Annotated in this window: 8 protein-coding genes; 4 read left to right on the top strand and 4 right to left on the bottom strand. The window is 39.6% G+C overall.

All coding sequences use genetic code 11. The features are described 5' to 3' along the window. The first annotated feature begins 155 nt into the window (after window positions 1–155). The 4 genes from ACTBZY_RS08290 (at window position 156) to ACTBZY_RS08275 (ending at window position 11,821) form a co-directional block, all read left to right on the top strand. Window positions 156–1,274: a Gfo/Idh/MocA family protein gene (locus ACTBZY_RS08290; protein WP_463045861.1), complete on the top strand. Its 1,119-nt coding sequence runs from the start codon at window positions 156–158 to the stop codon at window positions 1,272–1,274. A 29-nt stretch (window positions 1,275–1,303) separates the two neighbouring features. Further along, window positions 1,304–4,924, top strand: coding sequence for a PVC-type heme-binding CxxCH protein (locus ACTBZY_RS08285; RefSeq protein ID WP_463045860.1), 3,621 nt, complete (start codon window positions 1,304–1,306; stop codon window positions 4,922–4,924). A gap of 592 nt (window positions 4,925–5,516) precedes the next feature. Then, the gene (locus tag ACTBZY_RS08280) at window positions 5,517–5,870 is read left to right on the top strand and encodes a LytTR family transcriptional regulator DNA-binding domain-containing protein (protein ID WP_463045859.1); all 354 of its coding nucleotides are present in this window, start codon (window positions 5,517–5,519) and stop codon (window positions 5,868–5,870) included. A 2-nt stretch (window positions 5,871–5,872) separates the two neighbouring features. Continuing rightward, on the top strand, window positions 5,873–11,821 hold the full coding sequence (locus ACTBZY_RS08275) for an Ig-like domain-containing domain (RefSeq protein WP_463045858.1): 5,949 nt from the start codon (window positions 5,873–5,875) through the stop codon (window positions 11,819–11,821). A 250-nt stretch (window positions 11,822–12,071) separates the two neighbouring features. On the opposite strand, the gene ACTBZY_RS08270 is transcribed toward ACTBZY_RS08275, so the two are convergent. From ACTBZY_RS08270 to ACTBZY_RS08255, 4 genes are all read right to left on the bottom strand, one after another. Further along, window positions 12,072–14,141, bottom strand: coding sequence for a fibronectin type III domain-containing protein (locus ACTBZY_RS08270; protein ID WP_463045857.1), 2,070 nt, complete (start codon window positions 14,139–14,141; stop codon window positions 12,072–12,074). After that, entirely contained in the window at window positions 14,141–20,923 is a 6,783-nt protein-coding gene (locus tag ACTBZY_RS08265) for a fibronectin type III domain-containing protein (protein WP_463045856.1), read from the bottom strand. The genes ACTBZY_RS08270 and ACTBZY_RS08265 overlap by 1 nt, the downstream gene beginning before the upstream one ends. A 2-nt stretch (window positions 20,924–20,925) precedes the next feature. After that, window positions 20,926–22,605: a TonB-dependent receptor gene (locus tag ACTBZY_RS08260; RefSeq protein ID WP_463045855.1), complete on the bottom strand. Its 1,680-nt coding sequence runs from the start codon at window positions 22,603–22,605 to the stop codon at window positions 20,926–20,928. 3 nt (window positions 22,606–22,608) lie between these two features. Beyond that, window positions 22,609–25,529, bottom strand: a 2,921-nt coding sequence (locus ACTBZY_RS08255) for a SprB repeat-containing protein (protein ID WP_463045854.1), incomplete at its 5' end; no start/stop codon positions are given.

Genomic DNA, 25,529 nt, shown 5'->3' with positions numbered 1-25,529 from the left:
TGCTGGAATGATTCAATAAAATTGTTAATGGTAGCGAAGTCCTCGCCTGTCTTCCTTGCGGAGGATAAATCGGCAGACTGGGAGAACAGTCCGATAACGAAAAAGAAATTTAAAAACGCTGAAGGCTAAAAGCCAACAGCTCAAAGCAAAACAAAATGAGCAAAAAAATAAACATAGTAATAGTGGGTCTTGGCTTTGGAGCCGAATTTATTCCAATTTATCAGCGTCACCCGGATGCCAACATGTTCGCAATTTGTCAGAGAAATGTAGAAAAGTTGAATGCCATCGGTGACGCTTTTGGAATAGAAAAAAGATATTCTGACTATGACGAGTTATTAAAAGACCCTGAAATTGACGCAGTACATATCAATTCGCCAATTCCTAATCACGCAGAGCAAACATTGAAGGCTTTGTATGCTGGTAAACACGTGGCCTGTACAGTGCCTATGGCTACATCTGTGGAGGATTGTATGAAAATAGTGGATGCTTGTAAAGAAACGGGTAAAAAGTACATGATGATGGAAACCGTGGTTTATGCCCGCGAGTTTCTTTATGTAAAAGAGTTGTATGAAAAAGGAGAATTAGGGAAAGTACAGTTTTTAAAAGCGACCCACCAGCAAGACATGGATGGCTGGCCTGACTACTGGCCAGGTTTGCCGCCTATGCATTATGCGACACACTGTGTTGGTCCTGTTACAGGTTTAATGAAATTAGAAGCAGAGTATGTTTCATGTTTCGGTTCAGGAACCATTAGAAAAGAACTAGCCGATATACATAACTCACCATTTGCGGTAGAGTCGGCTCATATAAAATTTAAAGATTCAGATTTAAGTGCTCATGTGTACCGTTCGCTATTTGACGTGGCTCGCCAGTATAGAGAGAGTTTTGAAGTGTACGGTTCTAAAAAGTCTTTTGAGTGGTCATTGATAGAAGACGAAGAGCATGTGTTGCACACTGCTAAATTGCCAGAACCAGAGATTCCTTCAAAAGTGAGCGTGCCAGATTACGCTCATCTTTTACCAGAAGAAATTAGAAGATTCACTACCAAAGGAGTTTATGACGTAGCAGAAAACGAACATCTGAGTTTTGCTCAAGGTGGTGGTCATGGTGGTTCTCACCCGCATTTGGCACATGAATTTGTAATGGCTCTCATAGAAGACCGAGAACCTTTTCCTAATGCGGCACAGTCTGCCAATTGGACGTCTGTAGGGATTTTGGCTCATGAGTCTGCTTTAAAAGGTGGAGAAAAAATGTATCTGCCAGATTTTAACTAAATAACCTTAGAAAGGCAACGAAATATATTATGAAGAAAATTATTGTTTTACTCTTACTGGTTTCAAATATCGTCTTGGCACAAGAAGACAGACGACTAGAAGTACTATTTTTAGGTGATAATAGTCACCATAAGCCCATAGAAAGGATTCCTAGTTTAATGGAAGCTTTAGGGCCAAAAGGAATCAATTTTACTTATACAGATGATGTGAAGGATTTAAATCCGAAAACGCTTCAGCTATATGATGCATTGATGATCTATGCTAATATTGACGAGATAGCACCAGACCAAGAGAAGGCCTTAATGGACTTTGTGGCTTCTGGTAAAGGTTTCTTACCTATTCACTGTGCTTCGTACTGTTTCAGAAATTCTGACAAATATGTGAAGCTAGTGGGTGGTCAGTTTTGGAGGCATACCATGGATTCTGTAAGTACTAAAACCTTACAGCCAAACCATCCAATAATGAAAGGCATAAGTCCTTTTACTGCTTACGATGAAACTTATCTACACAGTCATTTAGAAGCCGATAATAATGTATTGGCAGAAAGAGAAATTAAAGCAGACCAAGCTAAAGACAAACCAGGTGTGAAAACAGAGCCATATACATGGACAAGAACACATGGCAAAGGAAAAGTTTTCTATACGGCTTATGGTCATGATGAAAGAACTTGGAGCAAAAAGGGCTTTCATGATTTAATTTATAACGCCATTCTGTGGACGGTTAATGAGGAAGCCCTAGAAGCATTTAAAGCTAGAAAGCCAGAGTCTTTTAAGTATAGGGAAGCAGATCTTCCTAATTATGAGCAACGCCCTGGAGTGCAGCTTCAGCAGTTGGCATTAAGTCCAGAGGAGTCCATGAAACACATTCAGGTGCCTGTAGATTTTAACTTAGAATTGTTTGCGGCCGAGCCAAATGTAATGCACCCGATGGCCATGACTTGGGATGAGAAAGGAAGATTGTTTGTCTTAATCACCAAAGATTACCCAAACGAACGAAAGCCAGAAGGCGGAAGCGATTACGTTTTAATGTGTGAAGATACCGATGGCGACGGTAAGGCAGATAAATTTACACGTTTTGCCGAAGGTTTAAGTATACCCACAGGTTTAGTTTTTGCCAATGGCGGATTAATAGTCTCACAAGCACCAGATATTATTTTTCTGAAAGATACTGACGGCGACGATAAAGCAGACGTAAAGAAAACCATCTATTCTGGTTTTGGCACTTTTGATACACATGCAGGTCCTTCTAACTTACATTATGGTTTTGACAACTGGATTTGGGGTTGCGTTGGCTATTCTGGTTATGAAGGAAAAACGGCTGATGGCAAAGACTTGAAATTTGGACAAGCCTTTTTTAGATTCAAAGCGGATGGCTCTGCTTTAGAATGGATGACTACGACCTCTAACAATACCTGGGGTTTTGCTTTCAATGAAACCAATGATGTTTTTGGCTCTACAGCCAATAACTCTCACGGATGGTATATGGCCATTCCTCATTCGTACTTTAATGCCACCAATCGGGTAAATAATGGTAGCCGAAGTACGGATACACATAGGGATATGAAGCCTATTACGGCTAAAGTGCGGCAGGTAGATGCCTTTGGTGGATTTACTGCGGCTACGGGACATAACTTTTATACCGCAAGGGCCTTTCCTCAAAAATATTGGAACAAAATAGCCTTTGTAACGGAGCCTACTGGTCATATTGTTCACCAAAATAACATGGTGAAAAATGGCACAGATTATAGCGACAAAGAAGCCTTTAACTTGATGGCTGGATCCGACGAATGGTTTTCTCCCGTTTTTGCTTCCACGGGTCCAGATGGTGCCGTTTGGGTAGCAGACTGGTATAGCTACATTATTCAGCATAACCCGAGACCAGATGGCTTTGAAATGGGTGAGGGAAATGCTTATGAGACAGACTTAAGAGACTTTACGCATGGTAGAATTTATAGGGTTTCTTACAAAGGAGCTGATGCCTATACGCCTTTAAATCTATCAAAAGATGATACAGAAGGACTTTTGGCGGCTTTGCAAAGTGATAACATGTTCTGGCGTATGCAGGCTCAGCGATTATTGGTAGAAAGAGGAAATACCGATGTAGTGCCACAGTTGGTGGAGCTATTAAAAAGCACTAAAACAGATGAAATAGGTCTAAATCCTTCTGCTATTCATGCTTTATGGACGCTAGAGGGTTTGGGAGCGATAAACGCTGGAATTATTGAGATAGGTTTGGCTCATCCAGATGCGGATGTTAGAAAGAATACGTTGAAAGTGATGCCTTTTACAGCGACTTCTGTCAATCAAATTTTGGCTAAAAATCTCCTTTATGATAAAGAGCCTTTAGTAGTATTAAATGCTCTTTTGGTTTTCTCTAAGTCGCCATTAAATGCCAGGGCCGAAAAAGCTTTCTTTATGAAACTAGCTGCATCTAAGGATACGGAGGACAGATGGTTGCCAGATGCTTTTTCAGTAGTATTGACGGCCAATGGAGGTAAGTTAATGAAGGTTCATATGGCTGAGCAGTCAAAAGTTTCTGCTGCCGACAAAACCATGATGAATCATGACCATCACAAAATGATGGAGGCAGCCAAAGAAGAGATGGTTAGAACCAAAGGTTTAGATTTAGTAGTCGCAGGAATTACGCTTACACCGTCAAACCCTTCTGTACAAGAAAAGGTAGGGGTTTCTGTGGAAATCAAAAATCAAGGAGACGTGGATTTAGCCGAGGGTGTATTTGTTCCTTTTGAAATAAAGTTTCAAGGAAACGGAATTTTGAATTCACAAACTAGTAGAAACTATGCTGGAGGTATTAAAGCTGGTGAAACGGTTTCTATCACGGGTAATTTAAATGGACCCTGGAAAGGGAATATTGCTTTTAGTTCGGATATAGCGGGTGAATATTATGTGGTAGTGGAGCTGGATAAATTTAATGAATTGACAGCTGAAGATGGTTCTAATAACTATAAAGCAAAGAAAATGACGGTGAATCCACCTCAGAATATGAATGCTTTTGTGTTGGAAAGGGCCATACGTTCACATACATCAGTTTCTTCTCCTGCGGAGGTTATTCAGCTGATTAAGGATGCTCAGAAATTTGCGGTGTCAGGAAGAAATTCTATCTATAAAGCTATTTCTGAAGGCATAGATTATAGAGCTGAAAATGTGCAGATCTCTGCGGCAGACAGAGCTTATTTAATAGGACTTAAAGATGCCAATAACAGCTACCTCAATAAAGTACTAAAAGCTTGGGAAGTGGTGACTAGAGCAGAAAACGTAAAAGTTGTAACCATCAAGGCCATCAGAGAAGCCATGAAATATGACTTGACGGAGTTTAAAGTGAAAGCAGGTGAAACGGTGGAATTGGTATTTATAAATCCTGATGCCATGCAGCATAACATTGTTATCACGAAGCCAGGAGCCATGGAAAAAGTGGGAACGGCTGCAGATAAAATGATGATGGACGATAAAGGAGCTGAGAAAAACTATGTACCAGAAATGCCAGAAGTTTTGTTCGCAAGTCCATTGGTTAATCCAGACGAAACTTTCAGCTTAACTTTCAAAGTACCCTCGAAACCAGGCAGGTATCCTTATATATGTACGTTTCCGGGTCACTGGAGACTGATGCAAGGGGTGATGATAGTGGAGTAAGATAAACACTATTTACTTAAGTAAAAGCGGCCGACTCAATCATATGAGTCGGTCGCTTTTTATTTGTATGACTCCAAAAGTGAATGTATGAATCATTTGAATGATGAAACCGTCTGCTAAGCCGGTAAAAACGACTTCCTTCTTGATAGGTCTCCAATAACTCAAGGAGCGTATTACTTCGTGTTTAAGTATAAAAGGAAGGGGAAACAATCTACCATAAACTAGTTGTTACCACTGGTGCTTCAAAGTACCATAAAACCAAACGATGTTCTTAAATGAAATCCGAGTTGTTTTATCTGAAGCTGCTTCTCTGATTTTTTATACCTCTCCCCAATAGTATTTATAGAGCTTGAATAAAAGCGTGGGTTTGTCCTTTTTAGAGGGTAATCGTCATATTGAAATTGCAGTCATTTTTTTGTAAAAAGAAGGTTTGCTTTATCGGGCTATTTTTAAAAATCCGAGTAATGGCTGTCCCCCTTTCACCAAAAGGGTGATATAAAAGCGGCGAAATACTCGAAATGTCACCCTTTAGGGTGATTGACAGGGGTTTGTTTAATGGGGAACTTTGGTGTTCCATCGAATGACCATTGATATGAACACATCACTTCAAAGAAATACCGAGGAAATACCTAAGATTATTAAAGAGATTAAAGTTGATGAAATCAACCGATTTCAGGCATCTTCAAATTATACCATTGTCCTTTTAAAAAATGGTCAGAAACTTCTTTCCGGATATTCCTTAGGAGTGTTTGAGAGAATTTTTAGTCAGCATGTTTTTTTAAGAATTAACCGCACTAACCTAGTTAACAAAGGTTACATCAGCTCCATTATTGAAAGAGACAATTCTCATTATGTCAGACTTCAAAACATCCAGGAAATCCTTATACCAAGAAGAAAAAAGAATACACTTCTGAGAACTATACCATCCATCCTTAAACCATTTTAATTATGAAAAGACTACTACTATTACTGATAGCTTTAACCGCTAATTTCTCGGTTTTGGGGCAAGTTACCAATGGTAATACCTATAATATGGAAGTACATTTCACCCGTGGCTGGGGTGAAGTTGATGATGAAAGTAACGATTCTGAACCAAGCTTTTTAATAAAAGTTCAGGAAGATATTGGTTATGACAAAAACATTCTTCTTAGTCATTCTGATGGAGCGGCAAATAGTGATGCTACCTGCTATTATTATGATATCGACGGAAATGGATATGGACCAGCCGTAGATTATAACTTAGGAACTTTTACTAATTCTACAGGAAGGTTTGATTGGGAAGTTTTTAGCTGGGAGCATGACGGAGGGTATAGATGTAGATGGGATAGTGGAGATGATGACCGCTCTTGGCAATATAATTACCGAACTGCTTATAGCGGCGTGGAATCAAGTACTTGGAAATCAATTGAAGAACACAACGCTACTAATAATTCTTATAGTACGCTTAAACACGCTTGGAGGTATTCAAATGGTCAATACCTTTCAAGTGCTCTGGATTTCGGAACAATAACCTCTGGTAGTAGGTCTCATACTAACTCTAATAGAAGTGCTCCATCTGGGGCAGCATCCAGTTTAGGATATGGAAACTTGGGATGGGCTTCGGCGTCGTTCGCAAGAAGTGGAAACGACGTTACCTATAGGTTTACACTCACAACTGCCAAAACGGTTACTATTTCTACCAATAACGGAACAACTGATTTTGATACCTATATCCATTTGCTCAATTTCTACCCTCCTAATAATTATGGTTATATTGTTAGTCATGATGATGTTGGGGGTGGGAATACAAAATCCACGATCACAAGAGATCTTTGTCCTGGCACTTATGCTGTTGTTGTAGAAGGGTATGATTCCGGAGCAAGTGGTGATTTTAATTTGTCTATTTCAACATCATCTCTAAACGTTAATGCCGGAGCTATCCGTATAGCTAGTTCCAATGGAAGTACAACCACAACACTATGTCCAAATGCTAACCTAAGCTCCATATATAATAACACCTCAGCATCTAGCACATTAGGAGGAGTAACTTATACTTGGGAAAGAAGTAATAATTATGGTTCTTGGTTTTCTATTTCAGGAACTGGTTCTTCCAATACCTCTAGTTCAGCCCTTGGAAATATGGGGACCACAGGTACCATAAGAATTAGGAGGAAAGCCTCCGATTGTGGAAGCTCTGCGTATAGCAATATTTTATATTTCTATAAAGCCAGCACATCTGCCACAGGTGGGGCAATAATGGGTTCTAAAATGATTCCATACCCGCATGAGGTCAGTAATGGTTATCTCTTTAATTCTAGTACCGCTTCGGCCAGCCCTTCTTCTATATTCTCATGGGAAAAGGATGACGGCGGCGGCTGGCAAACTATAGCAGGAGCTGACGGTCAGTCTATTACTTTGCCTGACTCCATTTCTGTAACCACGAAGTATCGTAGGAAAGTTAAAAGCACATGTACTAACCCAGAAGTGGCCGAGTACTCAAACGAGTTGGAGATAAAAGTAGTAAACCCTAATGGGGTGATATCAGGTCATGTAAAAGACCGAAATGGTGTAAATGGTATTCAAGGAATAACAATTACCGCAAAAAGAACGACTGCTGTAGAAGGAGGACAAGCCAATAAGGAGTACACAACAGTAACAGGAAATGGTGGTTCTTTTAACATTTCTGGCGTTTATTATGGGAGTATATCTCCTGGCTCCGGAGCTACTGCTGATTTTGAAGTAACACCCTCAAGGCCAGGACATGGTTTTGACCCAGACATGGCTCCAATTACTTTACAGCAAACCCTGCCTCATCCGTCGGACTTAATATTTAAAGACACCACAGGCTACGTGATAGCTGGTACTGTTACGCAGGAGTGTTATGACTGCGATGGTGCAACGCCAAGCAGCCCAAAGATTTACCCTCTTCCTAATGTGAAGATGCTAGAGTCTATGACCGTAGGAGGAAGCCCACTTGATAATCAAACTACCACAGGGCTTGATGGGAAGTATGCCACCATCAAAGAGTTTGAAGGAAGCTATTTTATAAAGCCAGAATATGAGACACATCAATTTGAGCTTTATCAGGAGTCTGTGGCAGTAGGAGGAAGTAATGGCGTGGAGGTCAATAATGTTAATTTTAAAGATACCACCACACATGTAATCTCAGGTAATGTAATTATTAACTGTGAAGACTATTATATTGGTCAAGCGAGTTTGACTTTTTCGCAAGTATTACCTGATATTGAAGGGAATCCTGTGTTGCCTACTTTTCAAAAAACAATTATAACTAATTCTAGTTCTGGGTCCTATTCAGTAAGGCTTCCTGCCGCTAAATATAGGGTTTCTGTTAATTCCTTTTCAGGCGTTCCGTCAGGGAAAGATTTGAACGGAGAAGAAATGAAAACATTTTTAAATGCCTACCCTGACTCTATTAGAGTGAGAGATATTACAAATTCAGATACCACTTTAAATTTGTATTTTCATGAGAGACCGCAAATAACCGTAGTTGGTTTAGAAGGGCCGTGTTCGGGGTCGGCACTTGCAGGTTCACAAGATCTGTCAAGTAACCCTATCTTTGAACAAAGTGTACCCCGTACATTTACGGTAAAAGTATGGGAAGGAAACCCTTCAAAAGGATGCCCAGCTTTAGACACTACCTTAACTATTAGTACGAATATTCAGGTAGATGATGCCAATGAACAATTAGACACCATGACCGTTAATGGTGAAATAGAATTAACGTTAACGGGAGGTATTCCTAACATAATTCCTCCACATCATAAAACCTTAGCCTTTGTATTTACGGATATATGGCAGCGTACGGCCGATAATCTTGTATTGACACCTGTAGTGACAGGCTTAAAGTCTAATATTGGAAGCTTTGCTACCGTATCTCCTCAGGTTCCACTTCTAATCTTAAGGGACCCACCAGGTGATCAAAGTTTTAGTTCTTGGAGTCAAAACACCACGGTGGAAACCGCTAAAAGGTTTTATGCTAAATTGAGTGGAAGTGAAGAGGTTTGGGGTAAAGTAAAAGTAGGCGTAGAAACCCAAAATGGAATTGGCGTTTCGGTTAAATCAAAGGTTTGGGGTGAATTAGGAGGTTCCCTTATTGTATCAGGAAACTATAAAACAGGGGAGGAAGTAGTAGTCTCCACTACCAACAGTCAGGCCTTCTCTACCTCTAATAGTAATTTTGTTACAGGTGAAAAAGGAGATGTTTATATAGGTGCCGCTATGAATTTGAAATATGCAGTTACCAATGAGGTGATTTATTCCCCAGATACGTGCTCCTTTTATTTACGGAAGTTCCTAATGATTTCCACGGAAGGTTTTGAAACAAAATACATTTACAGTGAAAATCACATTTTGAAAACCTTGATTCCTACGCTAAGAGCTTTCAGAGATAACCCTAGTAACACACAGGCTCAGATAGAGAATTACGAAGACCAAATAAGCGTGTGGGAACAAACTATTGAAAATAATAAAGAGCTTAAAAGGAAAGCGAAGTTTGTAGAAAATATATCTTTTGATGGAGCTGGAGGTACCATAACATCTAGCACAACAGCGAGTTCTAAAAGAACTATTTCAACGGAATTTGACCTTGCCATAGACTTAGGTGTAGCCACGGAGTTAGGAGCTGAGCTAGGAGGTGCAGGTATAAGCGGGGGCGTTAAAATAAGAGTGAAAATGGAAACTGGTGAGTCTAAGTCTAACACTTTTACTCAAAGTACTACTACAGGTTACTCTATTGGTGATGCTAACCCAGGCGATTTTTTTACAATTGACGTAAAGACAGATCCAGTTTATAATACACCAGTGTTTGACTTAATAGCGGGTACTAGCTCTTGCCCTACGGAGCCAGGTACCCAGCCGAGATACGAGGTCTCCTTAACGGCGGCTAATCCTGTTATTTCTGAAATTCCAGCAAATGGGGAAGGTATATTCCCTCTTAAAATTGGGAATACGAGTCAAAGCGAAGAGCATAGAACCTATTGGTTAAGGCATATTAATGGAAGTGGAACTGGAGCCACCATAAAGAATGATGGAAATCCGTTTATCATACCTTTCCAATATGACCTTAATTACCTACAACAAGAGACCGTTAATGTGGGGGTATCTAGATACGACCAAAACGTATATGGTTTCGAAAATATTAGATTTGAGGCCATTGACGCTTGTAGAGGTAAGGACACTGCTTTCCCTTTAAGTAGAAAAGAAATAAGTATTTCGGCGTTTTTTGCTAATGGCTGTAGCCCTATTACACTTGCTGCTCCAGAAAATGGTTTTGTGGTAAGTCAGGCAAATAACAACTTGTTAGGTTTAACCATGAAAGACTATGTATATGCTAACCTAGATGAGATTGTGGTGGAATATGCCGCGGTAGGAACTAGTAATTGGGTTGAGGCTATTACCATTCCAAAAGCTCAAATTCAGAATAGTAGTTTTGGAACCTCAATGAATTTAAATGTTGAGTATATTTCCGATGGCGAGTACAGCTTTAGATTAAAATTAAAGTGTGGTTTAGATGTGGTTTACTCACAAAGAGTAAGTGGAGTTATAGACAGAAAGGGGCCAGAGGCTTTTGGGGTTCCTCAGCCTGCAGATGATATTTACGCCTTAGGAGATGAAATTTCTCAGAGTTTTACGGAAGCCCTAGCCTGTGGTTCTTTTAATGCTAGCAATTTTACCATGACAAGATTGTCTAATAATGCAGCTATTCCAGCAATTTTGGGATGTTTTAATAACAAAATTATTTTAACACCTACGGTAGATATTCTTCAATATTTAGGAGACAGCATTGAGGTTGACCTTGTTAATATTTCAGATAAATATGGTAATCCGGCTGCAAGCAACTATTCTTGGAAGTTTAATATCGGAAGCCAAGAGGTGGATTCTACAGTGTCTTATTATGCTCAGCTAAACCCTTCCGCTTCTGGATTTAGTACCTCATCTTCTATCTCAAGTGTACCGAATTCTTTGAATGAGGATGATGCTGGCACGCTCAATGTAGACTTTACGGTCTCCCAAGCGGCAAGTGATAGTATTTTGGTATATTTCATTGTGGCAGGAACGGCAACATATGGTGTAGACTACACCGTCTCTGGAGCACAAAGTTTTAATGGAAATGAAGGCTCTATTTATATTGCTAAAGGTTCATTGCTAGCTCAGTTGCATATTGACCCCACGGCAGATTCAGATTTAGAGGCTGACGAAAGTATTATTCTCGGAATATTAAGTGGTGGAGACTATAACATAGGAGGAAGTAATAAGGCAACCTTTACCATATTAAATGACGACAGCGATGATTGTGAAAATGGAGGTGCTCCGTTCCTTGTGACGAATAATGCCTCAGGAAATACATCGATATCTGCTGGTGAATACCACAAATCAATTTTAGAGTCGGATGGTTTAGTGCAATCTCCTACTACAGTGATTTTTAAAGGAGAGCATTCGGTTACGCTTAAGCCAGGGTTTGAGGTACAAAATGGCTCTGTTTTCTTAGCTATTCAGGAAGATTGTCCTAACGCAGTTACTGGCGGCGGCTCATCAGGTGGAGGTAAAGGAGCTAGACTAGCTACTGCTAATATCCCAGCAGCACCAGAGCTTGCTACTTACACCTTAGAAAACAAAGGTCGCTTAGATGAAAGTAAAGGGATTGTCCAAAAGATAGATAAAGATGGAAAAATACTTATTCCTTTTGCAAGTGCCTTTGAACAACAGTTCGAAATAGCATTACTAACTTCTGTTGCTTCTAAGGAGGGAGAATTTAATTCTGACATCATTTATGAAAGTGGCGTGAACACTTTCAGCTTAGACACTAATGAGCTGGAAGCTGGAACCTATTTCCTTAAATTCAAAGGACTAAAAGATAAAAAAGAAAGCTTTCATAAGTTGGTGGTTTCAAGTAATTGATAGGGATTAATTCAGAATCTAAAGAGGCTGTCTCCATTACGGAGGTGGCCTCTTATACGGTTATAAGTGAAATTACAAAAGATCCAAGACTGTCCATAAGCAGCCCTTTATTGTATTATATGCATGACAAAGTAAAGGTGGCTGGGAAGAGATAATAGAGCATTTATTCCGATTTATCATCTATTCCGTGGTTAAATTGCTCAAAATCAGTTCGTAAACTCATTACGATTCTCCATTGGGTAAACCGGGTTTAATCCTTTTGAATGCGTCTTGATATAATTTTCGCGAACTTTCGAGTGGATTCTCTTCCTGAGTTATCTTTTACCGAAATTTGGTATGCGTAAGTTTCTCCCACTTTTACATCTTTATCCCAAAATCTACTTTTTTCTACATCCACTTCTGCGACTTTCTGGAATTCTTGTTCTGTTGCTGTATTCGCCAGCATTTTATAAATGACTATCTTCTCTATATCGGCATTATTTGGCCAAAGCCAGTTGATTTCTATACCTGGAGGTATGTTTTTATAAGATACACGAGACAAGTGGTTGTCCTCCTCATGGATAGCGTTAAAACCCTCAATAATTTGACTTACGGATACTGGGCTTTCTTTTTCATTAATTCCCATGGCTGAGATAGCGTATTCATAAGCTAATTCTGGAATAGCGGCCTCGTCTAAATATTCTGGAACCTTAATAAGGGAGTCTATCACGAAAAAAGGCTCTAAGGCACTGGCACGTCGGTAAATATTATACGACGAAATAAAGTTGGAGGACATTTCCCGCGTTTCCCAAGTTAGTTTGTTTCCAGACGCCCATCGTTTTACATTAAGACCAATGGGTTTCTCTATCTCCGTCTCAAATTTTGGCTGAATGGAAGCAATAGTGGAGAGCTGGCTTAATTTCATGTTATAGCTCATACTTTTTATACCGTAATACCTGGTTTGATGCTGGAAATCTCCATTTAATGTGCTATCTATTAAGGAAGTACTGTCTCTGGATGACCCTACGGTTTCAAATGTCTCGGCATCCGGAGTAAGGGAAGAATACACAAAATAATTCATCAAATTAGTCTCATCTACGGGCTCCCAATCAATTCTTATATAAGGACCTACATGACTCAGCGTGAGCTTTGCAGGAGGTAGTATTCTTTCACTCGTTGTATGACTACCAGCGGCTTTAACCGATGGGAAATCTTTATAAATAAGGTTATTTATAGGTGAAGAAATCACCTGCAAATCATAATTATAAGATTGGCCATTTTCTACGTCATAATCCAAGTAATAGTTTTGATTTAGAGGAATGGTATCTAAAATAGCATAAACTCTATTGCCTATTTCGCGTGAAAGTAAATAGCCGCTCACATAAGAATGCTCTGTTACAGGTTCCCATGTCAAGTAAATGGCATTTGTGCTGTCTTTGGCGGTGAAGTTTTTGGGGTAAGGGAGCCTTCCCTTGGTAAATGCTGCAATGGTAGCCGTATCTGAGGGAGTTCCTCTATTGCCCAGAAGATCTACGGGCACGGCAAACACATCCCAAACTTCCATAGGGTTTACTCTGTGAAATATGCTGGCTTTAACGGTATCCGCAGCATAAAACATTCTTTTGGTATAAAGCTTCTCAAACTTTTTATCAAATGTCTTTTTGCCATAAAAATCTACTTCGAAAGCCATTTTGTTTTCAATTCCTGTTTGTAACCATCCTCCAGTAATCAAAGAATCAAGAGAGGATATTGACATTTGATTGAAACGAAGTTTAACCTTATCAAGCATTTTGTTTGAGGCTCCAAAAGAAGTACTCCCTGTCACAATTGACTCCCCCGTATCATTCCATTTTACGCGGTAGGTGTATTTGTTTCCTTCTTCAACGTCAAGGTCTACATAAGCATGTCCCATGGCTCTCAGCTGCTTTACAGGCTGGAGAAATAGAAACGAAAAGGGGCTATTAGAAGATTGATAGGCTTTTATGATTTCGGCTTCTGATTGGAAACTATAATTGACTTTATCTTCCAAAATAGCCTGAATAGTTCCTTCACCAAAAATGGCTTCTAGTTCTGTAGAAGACTGAATAGGTTTTAACGTATCAATGACCACAAAGGCACCATCATTTACACTTCGTTCAATTAAGAAAAAACGACCATTCTGATAGGGTTCAGGAAAGAGACCATTGTGCTCCATCATATATTTTTCATCTACCAAGAAGATATAATTACCGTCGGCACCAGAGCAAATTCTATCTTCCACGAAATTGCCAATAAACTGGGCATGAGTCTTTTCTGAGAATAGACTTAATGCGAGTAATAGGATTATATGTATTCTTTTCATTACCATTCTATTGGACAAGTTGTTGATTGGAAATCGTCGGCTTCTTCGGTGGCCATTACCCATTTTCCATTTTCATAGCCAGCTTTGTCGGGGTCGGTGTAAAAATAGAAATAGATACATGGTCGCCAGTAAAATAAACCTACAGAATTGCAGTCTGCATCATCTCCTCCTGCTCCAATGATTTCGTCAAAAGCAAAAAGTTGGAATAGGAATCGCCATTTCCATTTTTCTTTAGAAGCAATGTCTGAAGTGTATCCTGCTCCGCAAATTTTAGCAATTTGGATGGTGTATTCAAAAAGTATCATGTCTATAGGAGCCCTAGATTTTACACCTAAGTCAATAACAGGTGAGCCACTGAATCTTAGCTCAAACTGACCATCATTGAAGCTTTTTAATAGGCCCAATTGAAGTTCAATCCCAATTCCGGCACGAGCAGATCCAGATACAAAATCATTACTAAATTCTTTGGCAACGCCCAATAGAACAGCGGCTTTGATTCCAAAGTATAATCCTGAGAATAGGCCATCTCCGTCTTTAAATGAATCTGGTATGGCGTCAAAGAAGGCTGTTCTTTGTTGAATGGATTGCTCGGCAATATCGTTAAATGAAGAACCCATAAACTGAACAACTTTAGAAGCTGTTTCTGAAAGCGTTTGTCCACCGGCAGTGGTGGCGTCTGCTAGTTTTTCGGAATCTGTTTCCGCGTTTACACCAATGGCAATTTTTGCTGATAATTTGAGATAAACAATGGCATGAACTGGCCAATCTCCTTCCGCGGCACCCATGATGAAAAAGTTGGTTTTATCGTTTTTAGAACCAACGTCTAATTGGAAATTGGCTGTAAAGTCTATAAACGGTCCTACTGTAGCTCTACTAAAAGATGGTATTCCAAGAAAGAAACGCCAACTTTTTTCTGCAGGGTCATTACTAATAAGGAAGGCGGCATCGAGGAGGTATTGTCCTTTTAAAGCCACTCCGGAAGCTCCAGTAAGCGTAAAAGCACCTGGCTTGCTCGCTATAAAAGCTACAGTAACCTCGGCGTCACTAAGGCTTACATCATGGTTTTTAGGCTCATAACCAGAGCGGCCAGAACTTGCAAAAAATAACTCATCAAAACCTATATAAATTGGGTTATGGCTGTTTCCTTTCTTCCATTTTTGTTTAATAGCGGCATCAGTAGTGGCCTTATCTGCCGTTTGAGTTGCTGTCGAATCTTTTAGGTATTGCACTATCTCTGCAGGAAAAGTTTGCTCTTTCCCTATACCAATAGATGTGGCCAATTGTAAAAAAGTGGCATCAGTGGCCTTGTCGTATAAGAAACCAGCTTTCAAACTATACATTTTGAAACTAGGTGCCCCTATTCCGCCTTCTGAAGCTACGGCTAAACTTCCACCCCATATGATATCTCCGTTTACATTCACATAGCCTCCTGAACCAGATATTTCTGCCCCAACAATCTCCAAATTGCCATTAACAGATAGGAAAAGACCGTTTACCTTATTGGTAGAGTCAAAAAACAACATGCCGCCAACTTCCAGACTTATGACTGTTGGTAGCCTTAAACTACCAGAGGCGGAGGCCGTTTCTCTATTAAAAGTATTGGCACTTTCATCCCATTTTGCCACTACTTCCATATCAAAAGTCGAAATTAGAGGAATAGCGGCTCCGTAAACGATATTTATTTCACCATCATTTAGATTGGCCTCAGGTAATGAAGTAAGACCATCTTCCATTAACTTATCTTCTATATTGACGTCTGTGGAGCTTCCAGCAAATTGTTTGGGCCTGAGTACCGTATAACCCCAAAAGTTATTGGATTTCCAACTTTCCAATTTCATAGCCCAAACGGAATCGGCATCACTGTATTTCCATGAAAGCATAAAATCATGAGGGTCAATAGAAATTTCGGCAAGTCCTTCTAGTGTAAGACTGCCTTCGGTATCGGCTAGAGGCATATTTAGCTTGGGAATGTAGCTGTTACCTGTGTTGGTGGCGAAAAAAATATCTTCTCTAAAAATCTGCTCAATGTACCCAAAGCCGTCCGTATTTGTACGGGCAGAAGCCGTTATCTTAATTCTAGAACCAGGTTCCATGGCTGGTTGGGGAATTTTGAACATCTCAACTTCATTTAATACCGCGGCTGTTTGTACTACTTCTTTTTGATTTTTATAGTCTGAATAAGAGATGCCATTGGCGTTATAAGAGATCTCTTTTAGACTCTCGCTATTGGCTTTGATTTTATTGCCATCGTTATTCGTAAAATAGACTATTTCTACGCCATCGCTTTCTACATAGACTTCTTCAATTTGGGCTTGTACCACATCAGCTCCCATGGAGAGTTTTCTGGGCGACCTAGAATAATCGATTAACACACCTGAAATAGACTCGTTTGCGAGGCGTAGCTTGTCAATATTCAAAAGAGAAATATGGATGTTAGGAATACTCATGAGGGGCATCACCACCATATTGTGTAATTCGGTTGTTATCGGACTTAAAGTCAAAGCTTCAAAAATCAAATTACCTGTTTGAAATACACTTTTATTGACATTACTCTTTTGAAACATTTTTTCAAGCTGCTTGTTGTCTGATTTTATAGTCTCATAATATCCGAACAATTCTTGAAGTGCAGCTGCTGAAGATGTATTGCTTTTTTTAGAGATAAATTTAAGTTGTGAAATGGGTATGTCACCATTACTGTAAGCAATAGGATATGGCATGTTTTCAAAATTATTTATGCCGAGATCTTTATTGTAGGTAATTCCTTTTTCCTCATCCTTATTTTTATAGCCGATGTTAGACTGGGAAAACTTGGTTAAATCTGCTTTTTGATAAACACTGAGAATGTCAGAAGAAAGCTTACTTTCTTCCAAACTGAATGATTTGGTGTAAATCATCCCTATTTTATGATCGTTTTCCTTTACAGGTCTTAGGTAAATTGCGGCGTCGGCTTTTACATCCAGTTTATTTGCGAAAAGCATTTCTCCTGATTTGTGAACTAAGCTGACTATTGGTGAGGTGAATTTGAAGGTAGGAATAGACACACCCTTACCCTCTATTTTTAAATTGACGTCGGCAAATTCAAATGTATTACCCTGTCTGTCTGCTATTGTCCCTGATACGGGAATATTAGCGACAATGTCTGGGTAAGTTGCTAATATTTGCCCCAACATAGATTCAGAATCAAATTGCGTGATTTCAGTAATATTAAAGCCATACAAAGACACTAACTGTGGGGCTTTGGAATTTATAGTAGAGTCCGTTTGAGCCCCAATTTTTATATAGATATCTCTGGTGTAGGTTAGACCATAACTTTCTGCAGTGGCCATGTGCACTATTCTATCGTAGTAGCCATCTTTTGTGGCTTCAATGGTTAGAAAGTTTTCATCTTCTGAGGGCTGGAATTTTACAGAATAGTATCCATTTTCATCTGTGGTTGTTGTCGTTTGTGTTCCTAAGAAGTCCACTTGAATGTTGACATTGGCCAAAATGCCGGAAGTGCCATATTTATAAACAATCCCACTTATTTTGCCTCCAGACTCTAATTCAATCGTAATGGTTTGTGTGCTTGCTTGACCGTTTTTAAGTGGCGGGAATTCGAATGGGATATCTACATTTCCATATTTTTGCCCTTGTGCATCAACAGAGGTACTGCTTGGCATAATGTTGAAGACTTTGTTTCCACGGCCAATATGGCTGTCTAGCATCAACAGACCTTCCGTATTGGTCTGGCCAATGACATCCAAACGATTTTCATTAATAACCACATCTTTGATGGGCTGCTGCGTTTCTTTATCTATGACCTTGAAAGTTAGCTGAAAAGCCTTTGGTTTAGCGTCATCAAAGCTTCTATAAATACTTGCTCCTGCGTAAAAGGCATCTTGATTTTTTGATTGTAGAAACTGAGAGCCGACTAAATGAGAATAATAACCCAGTTTATAGTTATTTGGTTTTGCATCGGTTGGGAGGTTTTCGGCTAAACTTGTGAAATCGTCTTCTATATATTGTTTGACCAATGACCTATCAATGTCTGTCCTGTTGTTCTTTATTTGACTGGAAATGGGTAGGCTAATAGTGGCATTGTCATAACCTGGTCTTCTGATTTGTAAGTTGGCGGTGGAGTTTTCAGGAGCTAAGAAGTGAAGCCAACCGTTGCCGTCTGTGGTAAAACTATAGGCGGCATACTCTACTAAAGTGTTCTTCAAAGGTTCGTTTTCTTCATTCAATAATTGAACCATAACCGCGGTGAGATATCGCTGTTTAATTAGGAAATCTTTTCTGGTTCCTAAGTTGCTTTTATCCAGTTTGAGGTTGACCGTTTCTACAAGGTTATTCTTAAAATAAACTTCAATTTGATAGGTCAAATCTGCCGTAGCGGCGGAGGTTGATAGATTAAAGCGATAAGAATTGTCATTTCCCGTAAGCAAAGTGCTTTTTGTGCCATTTGGAGATGTTAAGACCAGCTTGACAGACTTTCCTTCATTCAGGCTATTTTCATAAGAAATGTTGCCATGAATGTATGGTTTGCCTTTTTTCTGACTTATGGGAACTGTGATTTCGTAAACGCCATTTTCCGTGTCTAGTTGAGCAAATTGAAGCTTGTCGAGATAAGGAGAAGGACCTTCTATTTTTAGTAGATACTCTTGTTTGAATTTACTGGCAGCGTAAAACATACCGTTGGCAAATTCCCCTGGTTTTAACTCCGCTACTTGGAAATAGTCTTCATTATTGATCCTTTCAACATTATAGCTGCCCGATTTAAAGTTCTCATATTTGGCATAAGGGGCAGTCACTAGACTAGAAACTCGTCTATAAACTTTTACCAGATGGTCTCGAGGATTTGAAGATTGAAATCCTCTTTCAGATAGTTCTGTGGTAAATCTAAATGTTTTGGCTGGAATTACCCATTCGCCAACGTCTAATGAGTTTTCAAAACTATTGGAATTTATTTCTTTTTTAAAGGTGCCAAAAACCTCATGTTTTACGCTTAAATATATTTTGTCGGGTAACAAACCTCCACGGAGGGCTTCGGCAGGGAAACTGACATTAAAGCCACCTAAACTACCTGCAGCAATTGTTTTTAATAAAACTTGACAGCTTTCATCCGCAAAGACTTCTATTTTTGCTTCTGCCAATGGGTATTTTAGATTGGATACCTCCTGATTATTATGAATGAATTTTTTGGTGGTTTTTGTTTTTCCAGAAGAGTTCAGTCTATTCCATTCTTCCTGAGCCGTGCCGCTGATAGCTCCCTGTGCTAGCTCTTCTTCTAAAAAGGCCCAAGAGACATTTCCAGAGATACTCTTTTCTTCCAAAAGAAGTTTTACTTCTTCTCTATCTTCATATTTCAAATAGGCTTGCTGACTCACTATGGAATCTCTGTCTACATCAAAAGCGACTATTTTGAATAAATAAGAGCTGTCCCAATTTAAATGAGAAATATAAGCGGCGTAGCTATTTTCACCACCCTGAAGACTATAATTTTCAGGGCTGTCATATTTAAACTCTTTCCAATCCTTTTTAATGTTGGTGGCATAAAGAATCTTGAAGTCGGTATGGTTTGGATAGCCACTCCATGACAAATATGCCTGGGTAGAATCCAACCAAAGGGGTTTTAAATCAAAAGGGGGTTTTATAGTGTCTTTATAATGAAAGATGGGGCCATAAGCTGTTTCATAAAATGGACTCCCTTTGACGGCTATTTGGAAGTCGTATGAGCCTTCTGGTAGTAGATATAGGATGTCGTCATGGATATTTACGCCAGATTTAGAGCTAACTTTTGGGATTTCTTTTGATGACCAATCTGCCCCTTTTTCCCTATAGAACAGTTCATAACTTTCGTCATTATCATGCCCTTCCCAGCTTATATTAAAGTCATATCGTCCACTTCTTTCTACTTTTTCATTTAAGGGTGGCAAAAGTTGATGGTCATATTTAAACCATTGGATCTCACTAAAACCGTTATTCCTAAAAATACCAATTTCTTCCAAGCCTTGTTTGGCGATAGCCCTTACCCGATAAGCATAAATTCTTCCAGGAATTAGAGGTGGTAGTGCGTAATTATAGTTTAGTGTTGTTTGCCTGGTTTTAGTGCTATAAATAGGTGGTTGAGATAAGAACAGATTTTGATAGTTTCCAAGATAGTCGTTAGGGCTGTTTATTTCTGTAATAGTGAATTCGTATTCCACATCTGTTACGTTTTTATGCCTCGGAATCCATTGGAAATTTATGTTTTGGGGAGAAAGAGGCTGTTGTAAATCATCGTTTTCTGGTACCGCAAAAATTGGAGGTTCGTTAACGGTCATCCAGATTGGATTGCCGTATTGGACACCAGAAAGAGCTCTGCCTGTATTAGCGTCAATTACCTCAATGCCAAATTGATATGTTCCTTCTTCTAAGGAGTTGGCATATTGTTGTGGGGAAATGAGGAGGTTATGATTCTGAAAATAATTAGCGATTTGATTATTTGGAATATGATACGTTTGTCCACTAGACAATTCTATGGTTTGTTCATTTTGAACAACTGGTGTACTCTGAATAATGATACCAGGGCCTTGAATCCATAGCCGTAGTTTTATTTGTCTTGTGGGTAAACTGTTATCTCTAACTTCCAGCTGCACACTAAAGTTGTTTTGAGCAGGGCTAGCGTATTCGTTTAAATATATAGGATAAGGAGCGGTTTGAGTTATTCTCGCCACTACGGGGTATCTAAAGTCTTGAGCTTCAAGGTTAATAAACATTGAAACTAGCAGAAAAGTTAAGAATGTTATTTTAGTGGTTTTCATGGCTAGAAGCTGATGTTATATCCTAGGTTAGCGTTGGTGTAATTTGATCCAATTCCGTTTGCAACTAAACCAATATTCATAGAAATCTTTTGCCTTGGTAAAGGGCTGTAATTTGCCAATAGGAAGACATTATATGCGGTTAGCTGCTCCGAGTTGAAATTTGAAAAAAGGAGATTGGAGCTAATGCTGCTGGTCAATTTCTTATTGAAAAAAGACTTTTGAAGGCTCAGAGAAGGCCCTAATCCTTTATTATCTCCTAAATGATATTTGTTTTGATTAAACGAGAAGCCCGTATTTATTCCGAAATCTTTACTTATCAGGTTTAAATTGTACCATAAGGCGGCATTGATAATATCCGATTGGGTTTCCTCTCTTATGATAGGGCCATTACTCCCTTCGGCTTTCATGAGGGACAGGTTTAGTCTCAGGGCAGAAGATTTTGTTTCTGAACTGGTCAAAGTTTGATTGATACCGAAATTAAAGTTTCTTGAAATCTGTGAATAATCTAGACTGTCAATAGGTTGTCCTGGAATTCTGGTGATTTCTTGATAAGAATCTTTTACAAACATGAAGGATTTGAAGTTGGTGAAACTTAAATTCATCTGCAGTTTTTCTGTAGGACTAATAGTGGAATTTACGGACGCTACCCAACGGTTTTGGCTTGTGCTCTTCGTGTTTTCTAAGTCATCTTTTTGGGTTCCTAGCCGGGCAAATAGTGCCACTTTCTTTTTCCAAAAATTGGTTGACAAATGAAAACTATAACTCTCAAGGTCATTGACGAAATAGTAACCTCCTAAAGTTTTGTAACCAGGGTCTACCTTTTCATAGCCCACACCTATGAGTGAGGCAGATTTGCCGAGATGAAAGTTTACTTGGGTTTTAAAGGCATTTAAAGATTTGGAAGTACTGTTTTCATTAACAAATAGGGCTGCAGCGGATTTGATTTTCAATGCTGTTGGGTTTTCGTTGGCATTTGAGGTCAACAAACTATTGGCCATTTCACCTTTCCATTCTAAGAAGGGAAGGGGTTTTATAAGCCAGTCTAAAGCCAACACCAGATTCTCGGAAGGTGTAATGGTTTGACCATAGAATATTTGATTTTCCGCAGGGATTGAATTCTTGTTATCGGAAGCATAAAAGGCAGTGGCACCTAATTTTAGTTGCCGACCAAACCTATAGCTAACTTTAGTTCCAGCTCCCATTCTACCAAAAGTAGGGCCAGCTACGGAGTCCATAGGGCTCGCTTTTACCATTCTGCCATACATGATTTTAACGTCCCAATTCTCAGGTTTTAGTTCAAAACCTGCACCCAGAAATTGATGTCCATTTAGGGTATAAGGGGAGAAATTGAAATTGCCAGTTCCTAGCGTTGCCGATGCCCATTTGTAGCTAGGTCTGATGCTCAATTGGTTAAAGTTATAGGCTTGACTGAAGTTAAACTTCCTATCAGAATAGCTAAAACTCACTGGAATGTTAAACTTATTGATTCCAAGGTTCAGGTTGCCAGAGGCAAATAGGTTAAGTTTGTTGTCAAGAAAATACGAATTATAATTGGTGGTCAAATTTAATCCGCCATTAAGCTTCATTAATGGGGCCTTTCTAATGGCTCTGTCGTCATTTAAGTTTTGAGCAGAGAGTTGAAATCCACTAAAAAGAATACAATACAAAAGGAACCTTTTCATTTTCTATCTGATGACTATTCTTTTGGCAATATTGCCCTCTGTGGTATGAAGCAGAACGAGATAAAGTCCAGGGGAAAGATGAGCATCCAATGGTATGGATAGCCTTCCCACTTCATCATTTTCATAGGATTTATTGAAAATTACTTTTTTATTGGCAGCCTGTATGAGTATGATAGCATAGGCATCTTCTTGGTTTAAAGTGATATCTAAGGTCAGCTCATTATTTATAATTGGATTGTTTAATACTTTAAGCTCTGCATAGTTTACTCCTGTGGGAGCAGGGAAGCCCTTGTCGTCATAAAAAGCTTTGCTTATAATCTCTATTTCTTGAGTAACGGGGAAAACGCAGCCATTTATGGTGAGGAAAGCTTCAATGGTATAGTTGCCCATTTCTGTGAATTGAAGTATCAGTTTGTGTTCTTCTTCCGATATCACATTGGCGTATGGGGGGAGTCGCCATTCCACTTTGGTAGGTATGGGTTCTGTAATGTCAACCAAAACCACATGGTCATAATTTGGAGCTACGGAAGGAGCGGCTAAATAGGTGTTCACCGAGCGGTCGGCATAGACCTCAATAGATTTAAAGGACTGACATCCATCGGCATCAACCACCTGAAGTAAGTAAAAGCCCGTGGTGTCATCTGTTAGCGTGGGGCCTTCTATGACATCACCTCTGGGCGATTCCCAAAAGTAAGAAACAGCCCACTCCGCTTGTGTACCGTCAACTACGAAATTCGTTGGACAAACCTCTTGGTCGTCCAATATGATTTCATTTTCTGGTGGTGAGGTCATCGTCAGTTGCTCTGAACGGGCTTCGCATCCTAGAGCATCTTTGGCGATGAAAGCAGTGGTTTCACCTTCGCATATATGTTCTATCTCCATTGGACTCCCTCTTTCCGCAAAGTTTTCCCATGAATAAGTGAATGGGCCTATACCGCCAGTTACCTGACCTGTAAATACGCCTTCACATAACCCAAAACAAAGGGCTTCGGTTAAGGCAACTGAACTGGAAAAAGGAATGGTTTCTTTCTCGATCGTATAATTAGCTTCAGCGGTACAGTTGTTCTGGTCTGTTACCATGACGGTGTAATCGCCTTCTGGTAAATCGGTGTTTAAGGTGCTATTAGATTGATTAGACCACGACGTTTGATAGGGCTTAGTTCCACCTTTAATGTCGATTTCTAAAATGCCTTTATTTGAGGTTTCGCAGTAATTGTTGAGTTGTTGTAAAAGGTTTATTTCAATTAGGTCTGGCTCTGTAACTTCTATTTCTTTTTTTATACTAATGCCGTTGCCATCGGTTATGGTAACAAAGTAATTTCCAGCATTTATGTTTTGAGCCGCAGTGTTTTCTGAGATTTTGGTTTCTCCGCCAGACGCCTCCACCTTATACCATAATATGGAATATCCTGATTCTGAGTTTTGCTCATGCACACCACCAGAAGGGTTGATATCTAAGGAGCCATCGTTTTGTCCAAAACAGGAGACAGGGCCTATGATGAATTCACCGGTAATTTGAGATGGGGCATCCAAGAACTCAGAGGAAAGAGCAGAGCAGCCATGACTGTCAATAACCTGTAAAGCGTAAGTGCCTTCTCCTATGGAATGGAGTGTTGAAACTGGGCCACTTGAAAGAGTTTTTGTTTCTAAAAGCTGATTTTGTTCGTTTCTCCAATTATAACTTTCGTATTCACCAGTACCACCCATGACCGAAAAAGCTATGCTTCCATCATTTGTATTATAACCCTTGGGTTCTATTTTTTGAACCAGGTTGAGAACAACTGGAGCTGGATTGATAAATTCAATGCCACTAAATTGTTTAACCAAACAGGTTCTATGGTCTGTGATGATTACTTGATTTAAGGATTGAGCAAACCCGTTCATAGCGGTCTTGTTAGTTTCGTCAAATGGTATGACTGCACCTCCATTCAGCTGATAGAAATAAACGCCATTTCCTCCGCTTGCTTCTAGAAATAATTGTCCATTGGCGTCGTCAAAACACGTGATAGGGTTTGTGAAAAAGGAAGCAGAAGGAATTGTGGGTTCATAAATGTCCAAACTTCTAGCGTTTTCACATCCTTCATTATCAAATACTGTGAAGGTATAAGTCCCTTTTTTAAGATTATTTCTTTCGAAATCTCTCTTTTCGGTATCCTTCCACTGGATACTATAATTTGGGCCATTTCCACCTATAGGAGTTATAGAAATTTTACCGTCATTGGCGGCGTAACAGGAAATGTCATCTTTGGCGATTTCAAAACTAGGGCTCGGTAGTAGCTTGGTCGTGATTTCGTTACTCTTAGGACTACTGCATAAAGTCTCATGACAAATAACAGAATAAGTGTTACTACCAGTCACGGTAATACTAGGCCCAGTTTGACCATTATTCCAAACGTAGGTACCTGCACAGTTTGGACTTGATGAGGTATTAATAGAAAGGATGGTATTTCCTCCTTTACAAAACTTGGCTTGGTTTGTCGCTTGGATGATAGGAGCACCAGGAGAATTATAAAAATTTACTTTGACCGTGTTCGACTGCTCAGATAGGCAGCCATTTACCCTGCAATGGGCGTAATAGCTTCCAGAGGAATAAACAGTGATGGTAGGCGTGTCTTCGTCTGTGCTCCAAGAGATAGTGCCAGAGCAGCCACTTACGCTCAATACTGTACTGGTAGTAGGGGAACAAAAATCTCCACCGCCAGATACCGTGGGTGCTGCTGGTATAGGTTTGGCGTTAATCGTAATGGCATTGCTTTGGGGGCTGCTGCAATTTGTTTCTTGACATCTGACAGAGTAAGTATTACTAGAAGAGACCGTGATGCTACTTCCTGTCTGACCTGTGTTCCAAATGTAGGTGCCTGAACAGTTTGGACTGGAAGATGAATTAACGGAAATGGTGGTGTTTTCACCTTGACAAAACTCAG

Source organism: Arcticibacterium sp., assembly GCF_055134445.1.
This window is presented reverse-complemented; position numbering and strand designations above follow the sequence as displayed.

Coding starts and splice junctions, on each gene's coding strand:
- ACTBZY_RS08275 (WP_463045858.1), top strand. CDS start 5,873: ATGAAAAGACTACTACTATTACTGATAGCTTTAACCGCTAATTTCTCG.
- ACTBZY_RS08280 (WP_463045859.1), top strand. CDS start 5,517: ATGAACACATCACTTCAAAGAAATACCGAGGAAATACCTAAGATTATT.
- ACTBZY_RS08270 (WP_463045857.1), bottom strand. CDS start 14,141: ATGAAAAGAATACATATAATCCTATTACTCGCATTAAGTCTATTCTCA.
- ACTBZY_RS08260 (WP_463045855.1), bottom strand. CDS start 22,605: ATGAAAAGGTTCCTTTTGTATTGTATTCTTTTTAGTGGATTTCAACTC.
- ACTBZY_RS08285 (WP_463045860.1), top strand. CDS start 1,304: ATGAAGAAAATTATTGTTTTACTCTTACTGGTTTCAAATATCGTCTTG.
- ACTBZY_RS08265 (WP_463045856.1), bottom strand. CDS start 20,923: ATGAAAACCACTAAAATAACATTCTTAACTTTTCTGCTAGTTTCAATG.
- ACTBZY_RS08290 (WP_463045861.1), top strand. CDS start 156: ATGAGCAAAAAAATAAACATAGTAATAGTGGGTCTTGGCTTTGGAGCC.